Source organism: Nocardiopsis sp. LOL_012 (genome assembly GCF_048060475.1).
In the GTDB taxonomy this organism is placed as follows: Bacteria; Actinomycetota; Actinomycetes; order Streptosporangiales; family Streptosporangiaceae; genus Nocardiopsis.
The window spans coordinates 88285-108936 of record NZ_JBHMIV010000001.1 but is presented as its reverse complement, the minus strand read 5'-3'; the positions used below and the strand labels follow the sequence as shown (position 1 = coordinate 108936).

Sequence of the window (20652 nt, the reverse complement as noted above, 5' to 3'; positions counted from 1 at the left end):
CCCGGCGCTCAGGAGGAGCGCCGGCCGGCGAGGTCGAGGACGCCCCCGCGCCCCGACGTGGCGCCGTCGGGAGCGGGGGCGCCGTAGGTGACGTCGACACCGCGCGCCCGGGCGGCCTCGACGATGCCGGGCACGGAGCGCTCGGCCAGGGCGGCGATGGTCATCGCCGGGTTGACGGTGAGGGCACCGGGGACGGCGGAGCCGTCGGTGACGAAGATCCCGGGGTGGCCCCGCAGCTCGTGGCGGTCGTCCAGGGCCGAGGTGTGCGGGTCGTCGCCGATGCGGCACGAGGCCAGCGGGTGCACGGTGTAGGCCCCGACCAGGTCGTTGGTCCAGGGGGCGACCTCGGCGATCCCGTCCTTCTCCAGGATCTCCTTGATCTCGGCGTCGGCGCTCTTCCAGCCGTGCCAGGTGTTGGCCGTGGGGCGGTAGCTGAGCGGGCCGCGGCCCAGCATCTGCTGGGACAGGCGCACGGCGTTGCCCGTGGGCGGGGGCGGGCCGAAGACGCCCTCGTTGTCGTCCTCGCTCATGATGAAGATGATCAGCCACGACTTCCAGCGGCGCAGCATCTCCTTCTTGTCGGCTCCGAACCACGACGGTCCGGGCACGCCGGGGGTCTGGGCGAGGATGGTGCCCAGGGCCGGGGGGAAGTAGAGCTGTTCGAGCGAGTAGCGCGAGTACTCCGGCAGGGAGGCGTCCAACCGGTCCCAGTTGGCCACGCACGGACCCTTGCCGACCTGGAACGCCTCGTAGGCGCGCTCCTCGTCCCGGGCCAGGCCCAGGACGTCGCGGACCCGGTCCTCGTTGATCACGGCGGTGTTGAGCCGCTCCCCGTTGCCGGAGAAGTAGCGGCCCACCGCGTGCGGCATGGCGCCCAGCCGCTCCTCGGAGCGCTTGAGGATGACGGGGGTGGCCCCGGCGCCGGCCCCGAGTACGACGATCTTGGCGTCGATGGCGCCCGAACCGGTGGTGACCCGGTAGTCACTGTCGTCGATGGTGTTGTAGTGGACCCGGTAGCCGCCGTCGTCAAGCCGCTCCAGTCGCTGGACCTCGTGCAGCGGCCGGATCCGCGCCCCGTGGGCGATAGCGGCGGGCAGGTAGTTGAACACCAGCGACTTCTTGGCCTCGAACCGGCAGCCCGCCATCATCCAGTTGCAGTTGACGCAGGCGTCCTTGTCGATGGCGACGGGGACCGGGTTGGCCGTGCGGCCGGAGTGGTCGCACGCGGCGCCCCACAGGCCGCCCGCGTAGCTGACGTCGGACCAGTCCTGGGTGCGCACCCCCAGCGCCTCGGCGACCCGGTCGTACCAGGGGTCGAGGGTGTCGCGGTCGATGGCCGAAGGCCACATGCGGCGGCCGACGGAGCCGCGCCGCTCGAAGACGAACCGGGGCGCCCGGGGCAGCGCGGCGAAGTACACCATGCTCCCCCCGCCGACGCAGTTGCCGCCCAGCACGCTCATCCCGTCGCCGACGGTGAAGTCGAAGGCGCGCGTGTAGGAGGACCCGAGGAGGAAGTCGTGTTCGAGCTCCTCGGTCTCCAGCCAGGGGCCGCGTTCGAGGACGGTGACGTCGGCTCCGCCCGCGGCCAGGTGGTAGGCGGTGATCGCGCCGCCGAAACCGCTGCCGACGACGAGGACGTCGGTCTTCTCCGTGGTGGTCATGCGAGGCTCCCCGAGTCCGTGGTGTCCGGGTGGAGGCGGGCCGTGGCCCTGCCGTAGGAGTACTCCTTGAAGCGCAGCAGCCCGTCGGGGTCGGGGGCGGCGAAGCCCATCGCCGTCAGCCCGGGGTGGCCCTCGGCGAGGGCGGTCGGGGTGCTCATGTGGGCGGCGCTGTCGAAGGCCATGTTGCAGAAGAGCGCGAGCATCACCCAGAACTCCTTCTCCGGGTGTCCGGGCGAGGTGAGCGCGCGGACCAGGGCGGTCCGGTCGTCGAAGGAGAGCCGGACGAACGGTGGAAGGTCCCGCCCGTCCTCCAGGCCGTGCTCATCGGCGTAGCGCTCGGCGTGGCCGTTGAGCAATTCGACCAGATCGGGCAGTCCGGAGGTCAGCCCCGTGGCCGGGGTCCGCAGCAGTTCCAGCGCCCCCGCCTCGACCGATCCGGCGTCGTGGGAGCGGCCCGCGATGCTCGGATCGTCGGGTGTGCGCTTGGCTCCCGGGAGGATCGTGTCGGCGAACGCCTCCAGGGTCAGGGTCTCGACACGCTCCGTGTCTGGTGTGCCCGTGGGCATGGTCTCTCCTGTCGTGGTGGTGTGGGGCGCGGTGTGCGTGTCCGCACCCTCAGAGAGCGTGGACGTTCATGGGCAGGCCGCCGCGCACGCGCAGCGAGAGCATGGCCTCGGGGACGGCCCGGCGGCCGGGGGGAAGGGTGAGCCTCAGGTCGCGGGCGATGAGCGCCAGCACGAAGACGGCCTCCAGCATCCCCAGGTTGCTGCCCACGCAGACGCGCGGTCCGGCTCCGAAGGGGATGTAGGCGTAGCGGTGGCGTTCCTCGCGGCGTTCCGGCGAGAACCGCTCGGGGTCGAACCGCTCGGGGTCCGTCCAGGAGTCGGCGCGCCGGTGCAGGGTGTAGGGGCAGATGAGGACGTCCGATCCGGCGGGCACGTGGTAGCCGCCGATCTCGTCGTCGGCCAGCGCCACCCGGGGCAGGATCCACACGGCCGGGTACAGCCGCATGGTCTCCTGGACGACCATCGTGGTGAAGGTCAGCCCGTGCAGGTCCTCGTAGGTCGGTTCCCGGTCCCCGAGGACGCGCAGCGCCTCCTCCCTGAGCCGTTCGGCGGTGCCGGGGTTGCGGTCCACGAGGTAGAGCGCCCAGCTCAGGGTGCTGGCCGTGGTCTCGTGGCCGGCCAGCAGGAGGGTGACCAGCTCGTCGCGCACCCGGCGGGAGCGGACCCGCGGATCGGGTTCGGCGGCGGCGTCGGCGAGCACACGCGAGAGTGCGTCGTCGGCACCGTCCCCGCCCGTGTGGCGGTCGACCAGCCGCTCCACGATCTCCCCGAGTTCGGCCCGGGCGCGCCGGAACCTCCGCTGTGTGCGCGTCGGCAGCCACGTCGGCAGCGCGTTCATCGTGACCATGTCGAGCATGGCCTGGTCCTGGACCGCCTCGAAGGCGCCGCCGATGGTGTCGAAGGCGTGCAGGTCGGTGTCGAGGAGGGTCCGGCCGAGCACGCCCAGGGTCAGGGATGTGGCCTCCTCCACCACGTCCACGGGGCCGCTCCCGGCACGCGAGCGCAGCCGGTCCACGAGGGCGACGGCCTCCTTGGCCACCGCGTCGGCCTGGGCGGCGATCCGCTTCTGCTGGAACACCGGGCGGATGGTCTTGCGCTGCGCGCGCCAGAGCTCGCCCTCGCTGGTCAGGAGCCCGTCACCCAGGGCCCGTTTGGCGTGGGCCTGGCCGATGCCCTTGTGGTAGTTGCCGTGGTTCTCGGCCAGGACGTACTTGGCGTGGTCGGGGTGGTTGAAGAGGTAGAGGGTCTTGGGTCCGGCGGCCATGCGTACGGCGTCGCCGTGGCGCTCGACCGCCGTGGACATCATGGCGAGCCGGTCCGTGAGCAGGTCGCGGAGCATGCCCGGAGCGGCGGAGGGCGGTGTGCGCGGGGGGTGGCGGCGCTGGGTGGCGGTCACGGGCGGGCACCTCCCCCGTCCCTGAGGGCGAGTTCGTCGGCCACCCGGGCGCGCCACTCCTCGTAGCGGGGACGGGCCGGGTCCTCGGGGCCCGGCCCCTCGGGGCGCAGGTCGCGCGAGGTGCGGGCGGCCTTCTCCGCGTCCGTGCCGCACAGGACCGCGGTGGCGGTCTCGGTGTGGGGGACGAGGAGCCCGGCGCGGATTCGGGCCTCGGCCCCGAAGGAGCTGCCCTGGGCGAGGTTCCGGGCGCGAGCACCCGCGCGTTCGCGCAGCCGGCGCAGTTCGCCTTCGTCGGCCCCGCCCGCGTAGGTGGCGGCCAGCCCCACCCCGGAGTAGAGGTCGGCGCGGCGCCGCTCGGGGAACGCCTCGACCAGGTCGGCGGCCCGCTCCGGGTCGGTTCCGGCCACGAACCACAGCGCCCGGCCGACCCCCTGGTCGAAGGCGCGCAGCGCGTAGGTGCCGTCACCGGTGCCGCGGGCCGCGCGGTCGTCCACCACCTGGCGGTGCACGTGGTCGCGGGTGTGGAAGTAGGCCTGGTGGAAGCCGTAGCCGTCGTGGACGAGCCACCGGAGCAGGGGGTCGAGGCGGCCGGTGTCGGGCCAGAGCGGCCGGGGCAGGCGGGCCATCGCCCACCCGATGCCGACGTAGGCCATGTAGACGTGGGGTGCGCCGGGGCCCGCCAGGAAGCGTCCGGTCCGGTCGCCTCGCAGCGACATCGCGTCCACCAGGGCGAGGCCCATGGCGGCACCCTCGTAGGCGAAACCCCTGTAGCGGGTCGGCAGCGCGCGGAGCCGGTCATCGACGTGCTCTGGGGATCCCGTCTCCAGTGCGTCGCCCAGGCCGGCCAGGAACGACTTCCCCACCGTCTCCAGGACGTCGCGGCCCGCGGGGCCCTTGTCGTGGAAACCACGGGTCTCCAACGTGGTCTCGGTCGTCTTCGGTGTGATGATCCGGCGTCTGAGCGCGCCGATCACGCTGGCCATCTCGTCCTCCCGCCGTACGCGACGGATGTGGTCATGAGCGTTTCTCCATGCTTTCTGGCGGCGGGGGCGGGGTCTACTCCGCGATTGCCACTCGCGGATCAGTGGAGGCTTTCGCGGATCCCGCGCCGCCAGACCTCGTAGGCGGGCACCCCGCCGTGGTCGCCGGGGGTGACCGCGTACTCGTCGGCGAGCGCGGACGCGGCGCGGGTGTCCATGCCCGCGAGTGCGCGGACCACGGTCTCGGTGTGGTCGGGAACGCAGCCGGAGTACACCCGGGCCTTGGCCGCGAACACCGCTCCCTGCGCGAGGTGGGGCGCGGCCGCGCCGGAGTCGCGGAGCAGCCCCTTCAGGTCCTCCTCGTCCGCTCCCCCAGCGAAGGCGGCGGCGAGGCCGACACCGCTCCACAGGTCGGCGCGGCGCGGCTCGGGGAAGGCGCGTACGGCGGCGGCGACCTCCGCGGGGCGGGCACCGTGGATGAACCACAGCGCCCGGCCGATGCCCTGGTCGAAGGCGCGGGGGAAGTAGTCGGGAGCGCCGAGCCAGGGGTAGGGGCGGGGGACGTCCTGGCGGTCGACCCAGCGCCGGGTGTGGAAGTAGGCGAGGTCGAAGCCGTAGCCGTCGACGGCGAGCCAGCTCATCGTGGGGTGGTAGGGGTTGCCGGTGAGCTCGGGCAGGACCCCCTTCCACAGCGGCCGGGGCAGGCGGGCCATGGCGAAGCCGATGCCGATGTAGGCGAGGAAGGTGTGTGGCCGGGCCGGGCCGTCCATGAGGTCTCGGGTGCGGTCGGAGGCCCCGAAGGGCAGTGCGTCGCGGACGGTGAAGGCCATGGTGGTGCCCTCGTAGGCGAAGCCGCGCAGGGCGGCGTCGACCGTCTCCAGGCGGCGCTGGGCCTCCCGGAGTCCAGAGGCCTCCATCCCCCACTCGAACCCGCAGATCACGGATTCGGGGATGGCCTCCAGAGCGCGTGCGGCGGGGGCGTCGCGTCCCGGGAACCCTCTGCGGGTGAAGCCCACGTTCTCCAGCGGCGGGGTCAGCAGTGCGCGCGCGATCGCGTTGGGGATCCGGGCGGCCATGGTTCAGACCACCGTCGACTGGAGGCTGTGCTCCCGGGGCCGCGGAACGTCCGCGTCCGCGACAGATGCCGGTGCTCCGGGCGTGTGGGCCAGGGTCACGGCGATCGGTGGGGCCGTCTCCCCTGCCGGGCCCATCCTCAGGGACACGTACGCGTCCAGTCCGGGCTCGACCGTGACGTGCCGACGGGTGCCGGCCGTCAGGACCCGTTCCTCCTCCATGCCTGATCCGTAGGACATGGCCACGGCGATGACGTGGTGGGAGCCGCGGGGCACACCGGTCACCTCGAATTCGGTCCTGCCGTGCGCGGGGAACGCCTCGAAGGCCAGGGGCGCGCCCTGGGGCGCGGCGTCGCCGAACACCGCCACGAGGGCGTCGGCCCTGCCGGCCGACAGAGGGACGTTGAGCGATCCGCTCAGCGTTCCGTTGCCCTCGGGCGGGATCTGTCTGTGTCTTCGTGCCTCGACCATGTCCCCGAGGCCCGGCAGCCGGGCGAAGTCGTCGGAGGCGGCGACGACCATTCTGGCGACGTCCGGGGTCCGGTACTGGGTCGGCGACATCCCGACCGCGCGCGTGAAGCGGCTGGTGAACGTGCCCACGCTGTTGTATCCGACGCTGCACACGATGTCGGAGACGGTGAGGTCCGTGGTCAGGAGCATGCGTTTGGCTGCGAACAGGCGGACGGCCGTGAGATAGCGCCCGGGGGTCAGTCCGACTGAGCGCGAGAAGATCCTGGAGAAGTGGTAGGGGCTCACGAAGACCTCGGCGGCCACATCACTGAGAGTGATGGGGTCGTGATAGCGACTACGAATGAATGTGACAGCCTGGCGGACAGCTTTTTCCACTGCTATCTCCCAACTTGAAATCAGCCGTCAAACATCGACACAAAGGGAAAATACAAGACGATGGAGGTCAGACAGGTCGGACAGCGAAGCCGATCGAAAAAGCACGGGAGGTCGGAATAAGATTCCGATTTCCAGCGGCCCCGAAAGCCACCGGATGCAACCGGAGAGCACCACCGAAGCACTGAGATTCCATTCGATCACGCTCCGTAGCAATTCTTTGTGCGGTTGAGCAGAGGGAGTTCCATACTGCCACTATCCCCTCACCCTTCGACGCTGACACCGGTCCATCGTCACACCGACGCCCCCGCCCTTCATCTTCATAATTGCGGCACCAAGCTAGAAATCACACCAAAAATATCGAACATGATTTCATTGGGAACTCAGTCCCCCATCCCCTCAACCCAACCCAACCCCGAGCCGAAAAAGCCCCCAGGGCATCGGCACATTGCAACATGAGTCACACAAGCCCTTTCAGCAACATTGAATCTCTTTGCAAAGAGAAGATTGAAGACATCGGAATCTGGGAAGTATATTCTTCTCTAGTGAAACCGGACCCACCCGAAGGGGCGGAAAGACTTCGACCAGGGAAAACCAAATGTATACGTCAGGAAAACCCAGAAGAAATAGGAACGGAACGTCCCTCGTGTGGGCCCATGACCAGGACCGGTACCGAAAAGGCCGCGCACGAGTAGAGGGGGCTGACCGGGAGAACCGATAGTGGTCCCATGAGTCCCCGCAAGTCAGACCCGCGGCTGCGGGTCTCCCTGATCGACACCGCCGCCCGGCTGCTCGCCGAGGAGGGGCCCCAGTCCCTCTCCACCCGCAGGATCGCGCGGGAGTCGGGCAGCTCCACCATGGCCGTCTACACGCACTTCTCCGGCATCGGCGGGCTGGTCCACGCCATGGTCCGCGAGGGCTTCGCCCGCCTGGAGGAGAGCCTGTCCCGGGTCCGCGCCACCGACGACCCGGTCTGCGACCTGGCGCTCCTGGGCCGGGCCTTCCGCGCCAACGCGACGCACAACGAGCACCTGTACCCGGTCATGTTCGGCGGCTGCTCGATCTCGGGCTTCAGCCTCTCCGAGGAGGACCGGCAGCACGGCCGCTACACCCTGCGCCACGTGACCGAGTGCGTGTACCGCTGCGTGGCATCGTCCCGCTTCGGCCCGGCCGACCCGGAACTGGTCGCCCACCGGCTCTGGATCTCGGTCCACGGGCTCACCACACTGCAGCTGGGCTCCTACCTCGTCACCCCCTACGACGCCGACCGCTGCTTCGAGGACCAGCTCATCGCGCTCATGGTGGGATGCGGCGACACCCCGGAGAGGGCCGAGCGCTCCGTCACCGCCTCCGCACGGCGCCCGGACCCGGCGAGCACCGAACCGGTGTGAGGCCCCGGGGGCCGGCCCCGGCACGGCGGAGGGCCGGCTCCCGCACACCGTGCACGGGAGCCGGCCCCGCCCGGGGCCTCACCCGGCCGCGCGTCCCGTCGCCCGCGGTGCTCCCAGCCCCTGGAAGGCGCCCCCGTGGAACAGCAGCGCCGACCGGTCCGGTCCCGTGACCGCGTGCAGGACACGGCCGACGAACACCGAGTGGTCGCCCGCCACGACCTCCTCCGTCACCTCGCACTCCAGCCAGCCGAGCGCGTCGGCGACCAGCGGCGCCCCCGTACCCGGGCCGGGGAACCACTCCACCGAGGCAAACTGCTCACGCCCCTCCGGCCGCGCGCGGTCGGCGAAGTAGCGGGCGGTCCCCTCCTGCTCGGCGCACAGCACCGACACCGCGAAGTGGCCCTCGGAGACGACCGCCTTGTGCAGCCGCGCCGTCCCGGACACACAGCACAGGACCAGCGGAGGGTCGAGCGAGACCGAGCAGAAGGCGTTCGCCGTCATTCCGTGGGGGGTGTCCCCCCCGACCGTGATCACCGTGACCCCGGTCGCGAACGTGGACATCACCCGGCGCAGATCCACCACGTCAGCCCACCGCCCCTCGGCCGGCCCCGACCGTCGGCACCGCCCCGTCCGTCGCGTACGGGGCCAGGGCCGCGCGCAGCTCCTCCGGCACCCGGGTGGGCACGGTCGCCGTGTTCGGCCCCCTCATGCACGCGATCCGCTGCGACCCTCGGGCCACCAGGGTCTCCCCCTCCGGGTCCAGCCGGACGTAGTCGAAGGAGAACCCCACCTGCGTCTGGGTCAGCTCCCCCAGCCGCATCCGCACGGACAGCTCGTCGAAGGCGGTGATCTCCGCGAAGAACTCGCAGTCCACCCGGAGCGTGAACAGCTTCAGGTCCCCGCGCACGTCCGCCAGGACACCGGGGGCGCGCTCCTTGAGGAACAGCTCCCGGCAGCGCCCCTGCCACCTCAGGTAGTTGACGTAGTACACGTTGCCCACCAGGTTGGTCTCCTCGAAACCGACCGTGTGGCGGATCTCGTAGTAGTCGGACATCAGCTCTCCCCTCCGTCCAGGACTGCGAAGACCACCGGGTCGGGGTCTCCGTTCAGCGTGGTCACCCAGGTCGCGATCCGGACCCCGCCCGCGGCGAGGACCACCCAGCCGTGGTCCAGGACCCGCTCCAGCGTCAGCGCGCGCCCGGTGTCGCCCGCCTTGCGCAGGCACTCCAGCGCCCCCCACACGCGGGTCGCCGAGACGTGGACGGACTCGTCGGCCTCCTTGGCCACCAGGTGCCGGACCGAGGCCGCGTCCGGGCCGAGCAGCCCGTCCCACTCGGGCTCGGAGCGCTCTCGGACGGTCTCGGCGTCGCAGGCCAGGCGCCCCCGCCCCGCGACCGCCAGGGTGAGGCCGCCGCCGTGGGAGGCCGACACCACCGCGCCGGGGACCTCGGGCCGCCCGTCGGGGCGGTGGCGCACCCGCACCGGCTGGTTCAGGGCCCGGCCGACCGCCAGTTCGCTCCTGTCCCGGCGCTCCTGAGGCCCGTCACCGGACACCGGATCGACCACCACGGCCCTGGAGCCGCCGAGCACCCGCTCCAGCTCCCGCTCCAGGTGGGAGCCGAGCAGCGCGGGAACCCACGGCCCCGGGCCGCCGCTGCGGCGCACCGCGCGCAGCCGCAGACCCTCCCAGCGCTCGACCATCCGGCCGGAGGGGTCGCGCACGTCCACGTCGTAGACGTAGGAGTCCCCCTCCTGGAAGCGCTCACGGGCCTCCAGCAGGACACAGTCGGACTCCTGGTCCTCCGGCCGCGCCAGGACGATCCGGTCCACCCCCTCGGGCAGGAGGGTGCCGTCGGGGACGCACGCCTGGAGGACGTGCATGGCGGCGTCGCGCACCCCAGGGTCGGCCAGGAGCCGGTCCTGGGGCAGGAACGAGCCGAACCAGTCGCCCGGCGCGGCCGTGGACAGCTCCGCGACCACGTGCCGGGCGCTCACCCTGCGGTAGGAGAGCAGTCGGCGGAACCGCTTGCCCTGGAAGAGCACGTCCCCGTACATCTCCCCGGGGTCGATCGACACCACGGGCAGCAGGGGCGCCGCGGCCTGCTCGGAGCCCGCCTCACCCACCTGGTCGGGACGGGGCCAGCGCAAAAGCGCGCGGAAGTGGTCTGCGTCGTAGCCCGTCTCCTCGCTGCGGATGACGACCTCCACCGTCGACGCGTCGCGCACCAGCGCGGCCACCCGAATGGTGGTGCTCCCCCCGGGCCGGACCGCGACGGGGCGCAGGAACCGCGCCCCCTCCATGACTGGCGGGCCCTCGTGGCCGCTCACGGCGGCGGCGACCTGGGTCATCGCCTCCATACCGATCACGGCCGGGAACAGCATGTCGCCGTCGAGCAGGTGGTCATCGAGGTAGGGGTCGTCCGCCGAGGTCAGGGTGGCCTCGGTGATCAGCTCCACGTCCGGGTAGTGCACCAGAACGCGGTCCACGAAACGGCCCAGGGGCAGCTCGCGCGCCTGGGTGGCCAGCGTCGGCAGACCGCCGGTACGCCCGCTGACGACCAGGACCGGGCCCGCCGAGCGGTCGGCGAGGATCCGGTGCAGCAGCGCGATCCCCTCCTCCGCCGCCACGGGGGTGATGCCGTCGCGCATCAGGGCCTCGACCACGCCGAGGCGCTCGCCCATCCCCGCACCGGACCACACCGACCACTCCAGGGCCAGCACCCGCGTGTGCGGGTGCTCGCGCCCGTACTCGACGGTCATCTCGGTGAGCCAGTCGTTGGCGGTGGAGTAGTGCGCCTCACCGCGCAGCCCGGCCCGGCCGATGATGCTGCCGAAGGTCACGAGCAGCCGCAGACGGTCCGGGTCGAGGGCGTCGAGGACCGCTCCGAGACCGCCCGTCTTGGGCGCGAGGGTGCTCCGGAAGGCCGACTCGGTGAGGCTGCCCACCGCGGTGGGCTCGTTGCGGCCGGCCCCGTGCAGGACCGCCGTGACGGTGCCCAGCTCCTCCTGGAACCGGCGCACCGCGCCCTGGACCTCCTCCGGCCGGGTCACGTCGGCACGGGCGTACCGGAAGCGCACGCCCGCCGCCGCCATCCGCTCCAGGTTGGCGGCCAGCTCGGCGTCCTCCCCCTCCGAAGCGCGCCCCAAGAGGGCGAGCGCGGTCCCGTACTCGGCGGCCAGTGACAGGGCGCACTCGGCGGTGATGCCCTTGCCCCCGCCGGTGACCAGGAGCACGTCCTCCGGGCCGAGCGGGGGAGCCTCCCCCTCGCCCCCGGGGAGCACCGCGCGCAGCACCGGCACCGTACGTCGGCCGCCGGCATCGTAGTACACCTCCGCGTAGGCGGCGTCCGCCGTCGCGGCGGCCTCGGCCGCCACCCGGCGCACCGCCTCCGCGACCGCGTCGGGGACAGCCGGTTCGGGGTCGTGGAGGGTGACCACGGTGGTCGTCACACCCGGCAGCTCCTGGTGCAGGGTCCTGGCCACGCCGGACGCACCGCGCCGCCCCTGGACCACGACGAACCGCATCCGCTCACCGGAGGCCAGCACGGACCGGGCCGCGTCGAGGAACGTGCCGACCAGTTGCTCACCCCCCTCGTCGGGAAGGCACAGCAGGACACCGTCCCCGAACCCCGACAGCGCCTCGCGCAGCGGCCCGGCCAGCGGGTGGCCCGGAGAGGAGTACACACTCCACCCCGCGCCGTCGTCCCCGGCCGCCGCGGGCACGGCCGCCTCCGGCACGGCCGCGGCGACGCGGTCGACCTCGAAGGCCCGGACCCAGGAGGCCACACCCGGAGCCTGCCCGGACGCCCCCCTGCCGTCGTCCGTCCCCGCCAGGGCGTCGATCGTCTCGGCCAGCTCGCTCAGGGTCGACGTGGCATAACCGGAGGTCGCGCCCATCGGGGGCAGCCCCAGGCGCTGCGTCACCTCGTTGACGACCTGGCCGACCGTGATGGAGCTGAGGTGCAGGTCATCCAGCGGCCGCATGCCGTCGCCCACCATGGACTCGGGCAGCTCGACCCGCTCGGCCACCAGCGCGCGCAGCAGCCCCAGCGTGTCCGCGCCCTCCGGCGTCAAAGCGTCCGACGCGGTGCCGTCCGCGGCCGCCGCAGGCGCCGCGCCCTCCGTGCGCCCCACCGAGGTGCCCGGCGCGGTCTCGCACGGACTGGCCAGGAACTCGAACTCCTCCGGGAACTCGCGGACCAGCCTCCCGGAGAAGAGCGCCCGCACGTCCACGGGCGCGCCCAGGGCGTAGGCCGCGGCCACCGCCGCCAGGAAGGGCCGCAGAGACGCGGAGTCGGTGTCCACCGACAGCGCCGGGACATCCGGGACGGCCGCGGCGGCCAGACCCGTCAGGACGCGCCCCGGGCCCGCCTCGATGAGCAGGTCCGCGCCGTCCGCGAGCCGGGTGAGCGCCTCCTGGAAGCGCACCGGGCGCACGATCTGCTCCCGCAGCAGCGCACGCGGATCGGTGTCCGCGTCCAGCTCCGCGCCGGTCACCGTGGAGACCGCACCCGGAGAGAGGGGGGCGAACCCGGTCTCGGCGAGCCTTTCGTCGAGCACCTCCGCGGCGGGTGCCACGAACGGCGAGTGGAAGGCGTGCGAGACGTTCACCCGGGTGGCGGTGGCCCCCTCGGCGCGCGCCCGCTCACAGACCCGGTCCACCGCCTCGGCGAGCCCCGAGACCACCGTCTGCTCGGGGCCGTTGTAGCCCGCGACGACCACGTCGGGCTCGTCGGCGACCAGCGCCCGCGCCCGCTCCGGCGCCACCGACAGCCCGGCCATCGCGCCGTCGCCGCGGCCCGCCCGGGCCATGGCCCGGCCGCGCGCGGCCGCCAGGTCGAGCACCTCGGCGGCGCCGAGGCCGCCCGCCCAGTGCAGGGAGGTCAGCTCGCCCAGACTGTGGCCGGTCGCCCCGTCTGCCCTGACACCGAGATCACCCAGGACGGCGAGCGCCGCCAGGGAACCGGCGACGATCCGCGGCTGGGCCACCTCGGTGGCCACCTGGTCCCCGCCCTCGGGCAGCCCCGCCGAGGACAGGACCTCCTCGGCGCGCGCGAAACGGCGCCGGAACGCACCCGTGCGGCCGCTGCCCGACCCCTGGCCGGGGAAGAGGTAGCGGATGGCGGGCGGCGCGGTGCGGTGGGCGAGGAACATCCCCAGAGCCGGGGCGACGACCTCGCTCTCCCCCGCGTCGATCCGCTCGACGAGGGCCCGCACCGACCGTGCCGCCTCCTCGGGCGAGGAGGCCACGACCGCGGCACGGGCCGAGCCCTCACCGGGATCGGCCGCGAGCGCGCCCGCCAAGTCGGTGAGCTCGGCGTAGGACAGCTTGTCCAGGACCTGCGCGGTCTCCGCCAGCCGTCCGCGCAGCGCCGGCAGATCCGCGGCGGCCACGGTCAGCAGTTCGGCGTCCTGGCGCCCGGACACCAGTTCGCGGACCCGGGCGGTCACACCGGACCCCTGGCTCCCGGGCGCCGCCTCGACGGTGACGTGGGTGTTGACCCCGCCGAACCCCATCGCCGACACCCCGGCGCGCACCGGTCGGCCCTCGGGCCAGGCCAGCGCCCGGTCGGGTACGCGCAGCGGCGCCGACTCCTTCTCCAACAGGGGGTGGGGGTCGTGGTGGCCGGTGGCGGGCGGGATGACCCGGTGGTGCACGGCCAGGACCGCCTTGATGAGCCCGGCGACCCCGGCCGCGGCCTTGGTGTGGCCGAAGTTGGCCTTGATCGTGCCGAGCGCGGCGGGCGGCGCGGAGGGATCGGCGTCGGAGCGTCCGCCGCCGAGCGCGGCCAGTTCGGTGGCGTCGCCCAGAGCCGTACCGGTGCCGTGCCCCTCGAAGTAGCCGACCGTCTCGATCCCGTACCCCGCACGGTCGTAGGCGCGTTCCAGGGCGCGGCGGTGCCCGCTCTCCTCGGGCCGGGTGATCCCGCCGCTGCCGTCGGAGGAGACCGCCCAGCCCGTGATGACCGCGTAGACGCGCTTGCCCTGGGCCAGCGCGTCCTCCTCCCGCATGAGCACCAGCGCGCCGGAGCCCTCCCCGGGCCAGAAGCCGTTGGAGTCCTTGTCGTAGACCTTCATCTCGCCCGTGGCAAGGGCGCCGGTCTTGGCGAAGCCGATCACCTCGAAGGGGTCGATGGACAGGTCGACCCCGCCTGCGAGCGCCGCGTCCAGGTCCCCCGAGGCCAGGGCGTTGGCCGCGGTGGAGACCGACAGCAGGGACGACGAACAGGCACCGTCCACGGTGTACCCGCCGCCGCCCAGGTCGAAGTGGTTGCAGACCCGGCCGGCGATGGTGTTGGACAGCCCCCCGGCGAGCGTGTCCTCGTCGATACGGGGGAAGGGCGCCTTGTAGGACGGCTCCAGGTCGGCCAGGAAGGCGTCCGCGTCCTCCTCCGACCACCCGTGGTCGAGCAGCGCCGAGGCGACCGTGCGGCGCACGTAGGGCCAGCGCAGGCGCATGGTGTTCGCCCGGGAGAACTCACCCGTCAGACTGTTGCCGATGACGACGCCGGTGGCCGCGCGGGGCAGCCCCGCGCCTTCCGGGAACCCCGCGTCCTCCAGGGCACGGGACATCGTTTCGAGGGCGAGCCAGTGCGTCATGTCCGTGGACCGGAAGGAACTCCCCGATACCCGGTAACGGACCCGGTCGAAGGAGAATCCACGCAGCACCGCCGCCTTTTTGGAGTAGAAGCGGTCCTCTGCGGCCGGATCCTCCGACCAGTAGTCCTCCAGGTTCATCCGCTCGTCCGGCAACCGCCTGAAAGCTCTACGACCCGCGAGAACATTGTCCCACAACTCCACCGGTGAATTGGCGTCGGGATAGCAGAGCCCGATGCCCACGACTGCTATTCTGCTCTTTTTCATACCGCGCCCAAACGTGATTTAACAAATATCCCGAAACCCGGGAACACCATCAATCATGCGATGAATCCCGAGACCCGTCTTCTCCGTTTGTGCGAAGCGGATGAAAAGCTATTCCATAACACCGTGATCATTGATATGGACGCGGGAGCGCCGATGCCCCGCTGCGGCCGCGTAGGGCCGAACCGGCGCGGGGCCGCCCACGGCGTGCGTAGGGTGGGGTGATGATCAAGGTGATCGCGGTCGTCGGCCCGACCGCTGTGGGCAAGTCGGACCTCGCCGTCGAGATGGCCCTCCGCCTGGAGGAGCGCACCGGGACACGCGCCGAGGTGGTCAACGCCGATTCCATGCAGCTCTACCGCGGCATGGACATCGGCACCGCCAAACTCGGCCGCGAGGAGAGGCGCGGCGTCCCCCACCACCTCCTGGACGTGTGGGAGGTGGGCGAGACCGCCGACGTCGCCCGCTACCAGGCGATGGCCCGCGGCCAGGTGGAGGAGTGCGCCGCCCGCGGCGTCCTACCCGTCCTGGTGGGCGGCTCCGGACTGTACGTGCGCGCCGTCCTGGACCACCTGGAGTTCCCCGGCACCGATCCGGCGGTGCGCGCCCGCCTGGAGGCGGAACTGGCCGCAACCGGGCCCGGACCGCTCCACGCCCGCCTCGCCGGGCTCGACCCCGCCGCGGCCCGGACCATCCTGCCCGGCAACGGACGGCGCATCGTGCGCGCCCTGGAGGTCATCGAACTCACCGGTGGCCCCTTCACCGCGCGGCTGCCCGACCACACCCCCTTCTACCCGTGCGCGCAGGTCGGGCTGACCGCCCCCCGACCGGAACTGGACGAGCGGATCGGCCTGCGGGTGGACCGCATGTGGGAGCGGGGCCTGGTCGACGAGGTGCGCGGCCTGACCGACCACGGACTGCGCGAGGGCCGGACCGCCTCCCGCGCGCTCGGCTACGCACAGGCGCTGCGCCAGATCGACGGGGAGCTGACCGAGCGGGAGGCCCGTGAGGACACCGCGCGCGCCACCCGGCGGTTCGCCCGACGCCAAGAGTCCTGGTTCCACCGCGACCCCCGGGTGCACTGGCTGCCCTACGACGCCCCCGGCCTCACCGAGCGCGCGCTCGCCCACGTGCGAGAGGCCATGGCCGCACCCCGGCCGGACGCCGACGCCACCCTGGTGGACATCGCCACCCTGCACCCCACCGGCCGCTACGCGGACACCGACACCTCCGGCTGAGGCCGGGGCCGCGCCCGGCGGCCCCGGCTCGGGTCAGACGTCGCAGCAGCCGCCCACCGGTTCGGCGGGCGCGGGGGGTGCCCCCACACCCGGCATGCCCAGCAGAACTCCCGGGCCGCCCGCCTCGGCTGGCGCACCGTTGCGCGCCGCCCAGGCGTCCCCGGCGCGTGTGCGGCGCAGCTCCCGCACCCCGGAGTCGGCCACCAGGTGGTGCGGAGCGGCGTAGGTGACCTCCACGGTCACCGTGTCGCCGGGGCGCGGCTCCTTGCCCCCTGCCACGGAGAAGTGCACCAGCCGGTTGTCGGGGGCTCGGCCGGACAGGCGGCGGTGCTCGCCGTCCTTGCGCCCGTCGCCCTCGGAGACCAGCAGCTCGACCTCGCGGCCGACCAGCTTCCGGTTCTCCTCCCACGAGATACGGTCCTGGAGCTCCACCAGGCGCTGGTAGCGCTCCTTGACCACCTCCGGCGGCACCTGCCCGTCCATCGTCGCCGCCGGGGTCCCCGGACGCTTGGAGTACTGGAAGGTGAACGCCATCGCGAACCGCGCCTGGCGGACCACGTGCAGCGTCTCGGCGAAGTCCTCCTCGGTCTCGCCGGGGAAGCCCACGATGATGTCGGTGGTGATGGCGGCGTGCGGCATCGCCGCGCGCACCTTCTCCACGATGTTCAGGAAGCGCTCCTGGCGGTAGGAGCGGCGCATGTCCTTGAGTACCTTGCTGGACCCCGACTGCAACGGCATGTGCAGTTGCGGCATGACGTTGGGGGTCTGGGCCATCGCTTCGATGACGTCGTCGGTGAAGTCGCGCGGGTGCGGGGAGGTGAAGCGGACCCGCTCCAGGCCCTCGACCTCACCGCAGGCCCGCAGCAGCTTGGAGAACGCCTGCCGGTCGCCGAACCCGCTGCCGTAGGCGTTGACGTTCTGCCCCAGCAGGGTCACCTCGCTGACGCCCTCCGCCACCAGGGCACGGATCTCGGCCAGCACGTCGCCGGGGCGGCGGTCCTGCTCCTTGCCGCGCAGTGCCGGAACGATGCAGAACGTGCACGTGTTGTTGCAGCCCACCGAGATCGACACCCACGCCGCGTACGCCGACTCGCGGCGGCTGGGCAGCGTGGAGGGGAAGTGCTCCAGCGACTCCGCGATCTCCACCTGGGCCTCGCGCTGGACGCGGGCGCGCTCCAGCAGGGCCGGCAGGGAGCCGATGTTGTGGGTGCCGAACACCACGTCCACCCAGGGCGCGCGGCGCACGATCTCACCGCGGTCCTTCTGCGCCAGGCAGCCGCCCACGGCGATCTGCATCCCCGGGTGGGCGTCCTTGACCGGACGCAGGTGCCCGAGGTTGCCGTACAGGCGGTTGTCGGCGTTCTCACGGACCGCACAGGTGTTGAAGACGACGATGTCTGCGGTGGTGTCCTCGGCTGCGCGCGCGTACCCAGCGTCCTCCAGCAGACCGGAGAGGCGCTCGGAGTCGTGGACGTTCATCTGGCAGCCGTAGGTCCGCACTTGATAGGTACGACTCTGGCTCACCGCTCCAGGCTACCGCCGCGCGGAGAGGGGTCCGTGCCCTCCGGCACGGACCCCGCAGGACCCCTACTCGCCGACGGCGGCCGGGGCCTCCTCGGCCGGGGCGCCCTCGCTCCGGCTCCTCCCGCGGCCAGACCGCGCCTTCTCGTAGCCGATGACCGCCGCGATCAGCACCAGGCCGGCCACGTTGGTCTCCCAGCTCGCCGAGACCAGGAGCAGGCCGCCCACGACCAGTCCCAGCCGCTTGTACCAGGACAGCCTCCGGTCCAGATACCCCACCAGGCCCAGCGCCACCATGGCCGCGCCCAGGACACCGGACACCGCGGCCACCGCCCCGCCGGCCCAACCCACGCCCTGCAGCAGGAGCTCCGGCGAGAACGCGAACATGAACGGCATGACGAACGCCGCCACCGCGATCCGCATCGAGTAGAACCCGGTACGGATCGGATCGCCCCCGGAGATCCCCGACGCCGCGTAGGCCGCCAGACACACCGGCGGGGTGATGTCGGCCAGCACCCCGAAGTAGTAGACGAACAGGTGCGCCGTCAGCAGCATCGCCAGCGTGCGCGTCTCCAGGTCCCCCTGGAGGACCGCGATGATCGCCGGGGCCGCCAGGGTCGCGGTGATCACGTAGTTCGCGGTCGTGGGCAGCCCGATCCCCAGGATCAGGCAGGCCAGCATCGACATGAACAGGATGAGGAACAGGTCGACGCGCATCGAGGCGACCGCCTCCGCGCCGAAGCCCGCACCCGCACCGGTCCACGCCAGCACCGGCGAGGCCGCCACCGCCGTCAGCAGCGACGCCAGGGCCGAACTGATCGACTCGGCGATGCCCAGCAGGCCGTCACTGAGCTTGAGCCCCAGGTCGGTGGTGGTGATGACCCCAGCGATGATGCCCGCCGCCGCGCACGCCACGATGATCGGGATGGCCAGCCGGGACGCGCCCACCAGGCCGTCCAGGAACGAGTGCAGGTTGAGCTGGTCCTCACCGCTCGCCTTCCAGCGGCCGAAGAGCAGCATCACCGCGATGGCCAGCACCGTCAGCGCCACGGTCGCCACCAGGGCCACCATGCCGCGGTTCAGCTCCGTGGCCTCGCCGATGAGACCGGCCAGGAAGACCACGCCCACCGCCGCGGCCGCGGCCACCGCGATCGGCAGCGACAGGCGGACCGCCGTCCCGGCCACGTCGCCGAGCGAACGCCGCCGCAGCCTCCCGTCCACCCGCTCCCACGGAGCCGCGACGAGCTGGGTGACCAGGTTCACCGCCACCGTCGCCACCACGGCGCCCATCGCCGAGAACATCGGCGAGAAGCCCATCGACAGCAGCGCGAAGATCGCCACCACCGGCGCGATCAGGTAGCCGCGCGTGAGCAGGAGCCGCCGCAGGTTCGGCAGCATCTCCTTGGGCAGCCCGCCGATCCCCATCCGTTTGGCGTCGTAGTGCACCACCACGTACTGGGAGACGAAGAACATCACCGCGGGGATCGCCGCCGCCGTCAGGATCTGCTGGTAGCTCGCCCCGGTGAACTCGATCATGATGAACGCGCCCGCACCCATGATCGGCGGCATGATCTGTCCGCCCGTGGACGAGGCCGCCTCGACCGCACCCGCGTACTCCGGCTTGTACCCCGACTTCTTCATCATCGGAATGGTGAACGCGCCGTTGGAGACGGTGTTGGCCACCGAACTTCCGGTGATCGTGCCGGAGAAGGCACTCGTGACGATACCGACCTTGGCGGTGCCGCCCACCGAGGAACCCGTCGCGCCCAGCGCCAGATCGGTGAAGAACCGCTCCATACCCGTGCGCTGGAGCATCGACGCGAAGATCATGAACAGGAAGATGAACGTGGCCGAGATGCCCAGCGGCGTCCCGAACACCCCCTCCGTGCTCACGTACAGGTTGGTGACGATCTGGTCGACACTGGAGCCGCGGTGGCGCAGGAACCCCGGCATCGCTTGCCCGAAGTAGGCGAAGGCCACCAGAGCGCTGGCCAGCACCACCAGTGCGGCGCCCAGCACCCGCGAGGCCGCCACCAGGATCAGCAGGATGCCGACCGTGCCCACCATCACGTAGGTCGGGTTGAGGATGCCGACCGTCCGCGTGATCTGCTCGTAGTTGACGAACATGTACAGGCCCGCGTACAGGCCCAGCCCGGCCAGCACCGCGTCGAACACCGGCATCCCCCACACCGTGAAGGGCACGTACCGCGCCCCCTGTACCAGCGCCAGGACCGCCACCGCCGGACCCAGCACGTTCCAGTCGGCGACATCGGCCAGCCACATGTAAAGGACCGTCCCCAAGCCGACGGCGGTCAGGCCCCACCGGCTCACCGCGGGCCACAGCCACCCGGGCAGCACCGACGGGAAGCGCAGCAGCACCACGGCCGCCGCGGCCGCCGCCGCCACCAGCACCAGGCCCAGGATCGGCAGCCAGAAGAACCCGCCGCCCGCGTCGCTGGTGACCAGGTCCACCGAGATGAGCGCCGTCCCGGCCAGCAGCACCGCGCCCGCCCCGGTCTGGGCCCGCGAGGCCGCCGCCGAGGCGCGCGTCCGCCAGAGGTAGAACACCGTCCCCGCGAGCAGCACCGCCGCCAGACCGCCGAACACCGCCTGCGGCAGGTACAGGTACAGGCTCGCGTTCTCCCCCGAGAGCACCCCGACGAAGACGTAGGCCACCAGCAGGGCGCTGAAGGCCATCGCGGCGCCGTAGAAGGGCCCGTGCGGCCCCTCCTTGCGCTCCTTGGCCGGGTAGAGCAGGAACACCAGTCCCAGCCCCAGCGCCAGGTGGAAGGAACGCTGCTGCAAAGGCGGCAAGGTCTGCGTGAACGCCGTCCACAGGTGGAACACGGCCAGGGCCAGGGCTACGGCGAACACCCCCCAGCGCCACACCGCGCGCAGGTCCCCGCGGACCTGCTCGACCCCGGTGTCGTCGGTGAAGTCGTGTTTCTCCAGAGCCTCGATGTCGTGCTCGATACTCTCCAGGGCCCGCTCGTCGAGCCCGCCGCCCGCGGATCCCCCGCCGGCGGTGGTGGCGGCACCGGACTCGCCGGCGCCCTTGGGATCGGTCGTCATCACCCTCATCCTCGTCGTCGGTGGGGGGATCGCCCCCACGTCTCCCGCCG

The 20652-nt window shown here is 72.2% G+C and carries 13 protein-coding genes; 2 read left to right on the top strand and 11 right to left on the bottom strand.

Annotation, left to right across the window (positions count from 1 at the left end; all coding sequences use genetic code 11):
- Positions 1 to 8 precede the first annotated feature (8 nt).
- From ACFHWE_RS00450 to ACFHWE_RS00425, 6 genes are all read right to left on the bottom strand, one after another.
- Positions 9 to 1661: an FAD-dependent oxidoreductase gene (locus ACFHWE_RS00450; RefSeq protein WP_416598512.1), complete on the bottom strand. Its 1653-nt coding sequence runs from the start codon at positions 1659 to 1661 to the stop codon at positions 9 to 11.
- The gene (locus ACFHWE_RS00445; protein WP_416598511.1) at positions 1658 to 2227 is read right to left on the bottom strand and encodes a DUF5987 family protein; all 570 of its coding nucleotides are present in this window, start codon (positions 2225 to 2227) and stop codon (positions 1658 to 1660) included. The genes ACFHWE_RS00450 and ACFHWE_RS00445 overlap by 4 nt, the downstream gene beginning before the upstream one ends.
- A gap of 49 nt (positions 2228 to 2276) precedes the next feature.
- Positions 2277 to 3623, bottom strand: coding sequence for a cytochrome P450 (locus tag ACFHWE_RS00440; protein WP_416598510.1), 1347 nt, complete (start codon positions 3621 to 3623; stop codon positions 2277 to 2279).
- A complete protein-coding gene (locus ACFHWE_RS00435) occupies positions 3620 to 4606 on the bottom strand; it encodes a DUF1702 family protein (protein WP_416598509.1) in 987 nt (328 codons plus the stop codon). The genes ACFHWE_RS00440 and ACFHWE_RS00435 overlap by 4 nt, the downstream gene beginning before the upstream one ends.
- A gap of 98 nt (positions 4607 to 4704) precedes the next feature.
- Positions 4705 to 5679 carry a DUF1702 family protein gene (locus ACFHWE_RS00430; RefSeq protein ID WP_416598508.1) on the bottom strand — a complete coding sequence of 325 codons (975 nt, stop codon included), beginning with the start codon at positions 5677 to 5679 and terminating at the stop codon, positions 4705 to 4707.
- Between the two features lie 3 nt (positions 5680 to 5682).
- Complete coding sequence (locus ACFHWE_RS00425) at positions 5683 to 6522, bottom strand: helix-turn-helix transcriptional regulator (RefSeq protein ID WP_416598507.1); 840 nt, start codon at positions 6520 to 6522, stop codon at positions 5683 to 5685.
- Positions 6523 to 7247: 725 nt separating this feature from the next.
- Here ACFHWE_RS00425 and ACFHWE_RS00420 point away from each other — a divergent pair.
- Positions 7248 to 7910, top strand: coding sequence for a TetR/AcrR family transcriptional regulator (locus tag ACFHWE_RS00420; RefSeq protein WP_416598506.1), 663 nt, complete (start codon positions 7248 to 7250; stop codon positions 7908 to 7910).
- Positions 7911 to 7988: 78 nt separating this feature from the next.
- On the opposite strand, the gene ACFHWE_RS00415 is transcribed toward ACFHWE_RS00420, so the two are convergent.
- From ACFHWE_RS00415 to ACFHWE_RS00405, 3 genes are read right to left on the bottom strand one after another with little or no spacing between them, the layout of a single operon-like run.
- Entirely contained in the window at positions 7989 to 8471 is a 483-nt protein-coding gene (locus ACFHWE_RS00415) for a flavin reductase family protein (RefSeq protein ID WP_416598685.1), read from the bottom strand.
- 22 nt (positions 8472 to 8493) lie between these two features.
- Positions 8494 to 8964 carry an acyl-CoA thioesterase gene (locus ACFHWE_RS00410; RefSeq protein ID WP_416598505.1) on the bottom strand — a complete coding sequence of 157 codons (471 nt, stop codon included), beginning with the start codon at positions 8962 to 8964 and terminating at the stop codon, positions 8494 to 8496.
- Positions 8964 to 14774 carry a type I polyketide synthase gene (locus ACFHWE_RS00405; RefSeq protein ID WP_416598504.1) on the bottom strand — a complete coding sequence of 1937 codons (5811 nt, stop codon included), beginning with the start codon at positions 14772 to 14774 and terminating at the stop codon, positions 8964 to 8966. The genes ACFHWE_RS00410 and ACFHWE_RS00405 overlap by 1 nt, the downstream gene beginning before the upstream one ends.
- 221 nt (positions 14775 to 14995) lie before the next feature.
- Between ACFHWE_RS00405 and miaA the strand changes: the two genes are divergently transcribed.
- The gene (gene miaA / locus ACFHWE_RS00400; RefSeq protein WP_416598503.1) at positions 14996 to 16009 is read left to right on the top strand and encodes a tRNA (adenosine(37)-N6)-dimethylallyltransferase MiaA; all 1014 of its coding nucleotides are present in this window, start codon (positions 14996 to 14998) and stop codon (positions 16007 to 16009) included.
- Positions 16010 to 16042: 33 nt separating this feature from the next.
- Here miaA and miaB read toward each other — a convergent pair whose 3' ends face one another.
- Together miaB and ACFHWE_RS00390 are read right to left on the bottom strand one after the other, a co-directional pair.
- Positions 16043 to 17509 (bottom strand): tRNA (N6-isopentenyl adenosine(37)-C2)-methylthiotransferase MiaB, encoded by a 1467-nt coding sequence (miaB, locus tag ACFHWE_RS00395; RefSeq protein WP_416598684.1) that lies wholly within the window; start codon positions 17507 to 17509, stop codon positions 16043 to 16045.
- Positions 17510 to 17596: 87 nt separating this feature from the next.
- Positions 17597 to 20602 carry a TRAP transporter permease gene (locus ACFHWE_RS00390; protein WP_416598502.1) on the bottom strand — a complete coding sequence of 1002 codons (3006 nt, stop codon included), beginning with the start codon at positions 20600 to 20602 and terminating at the stop codon, positions 17597 to 17599.
- Positions 20603 to 20652 lie beyond the last annotated feature (50 nt).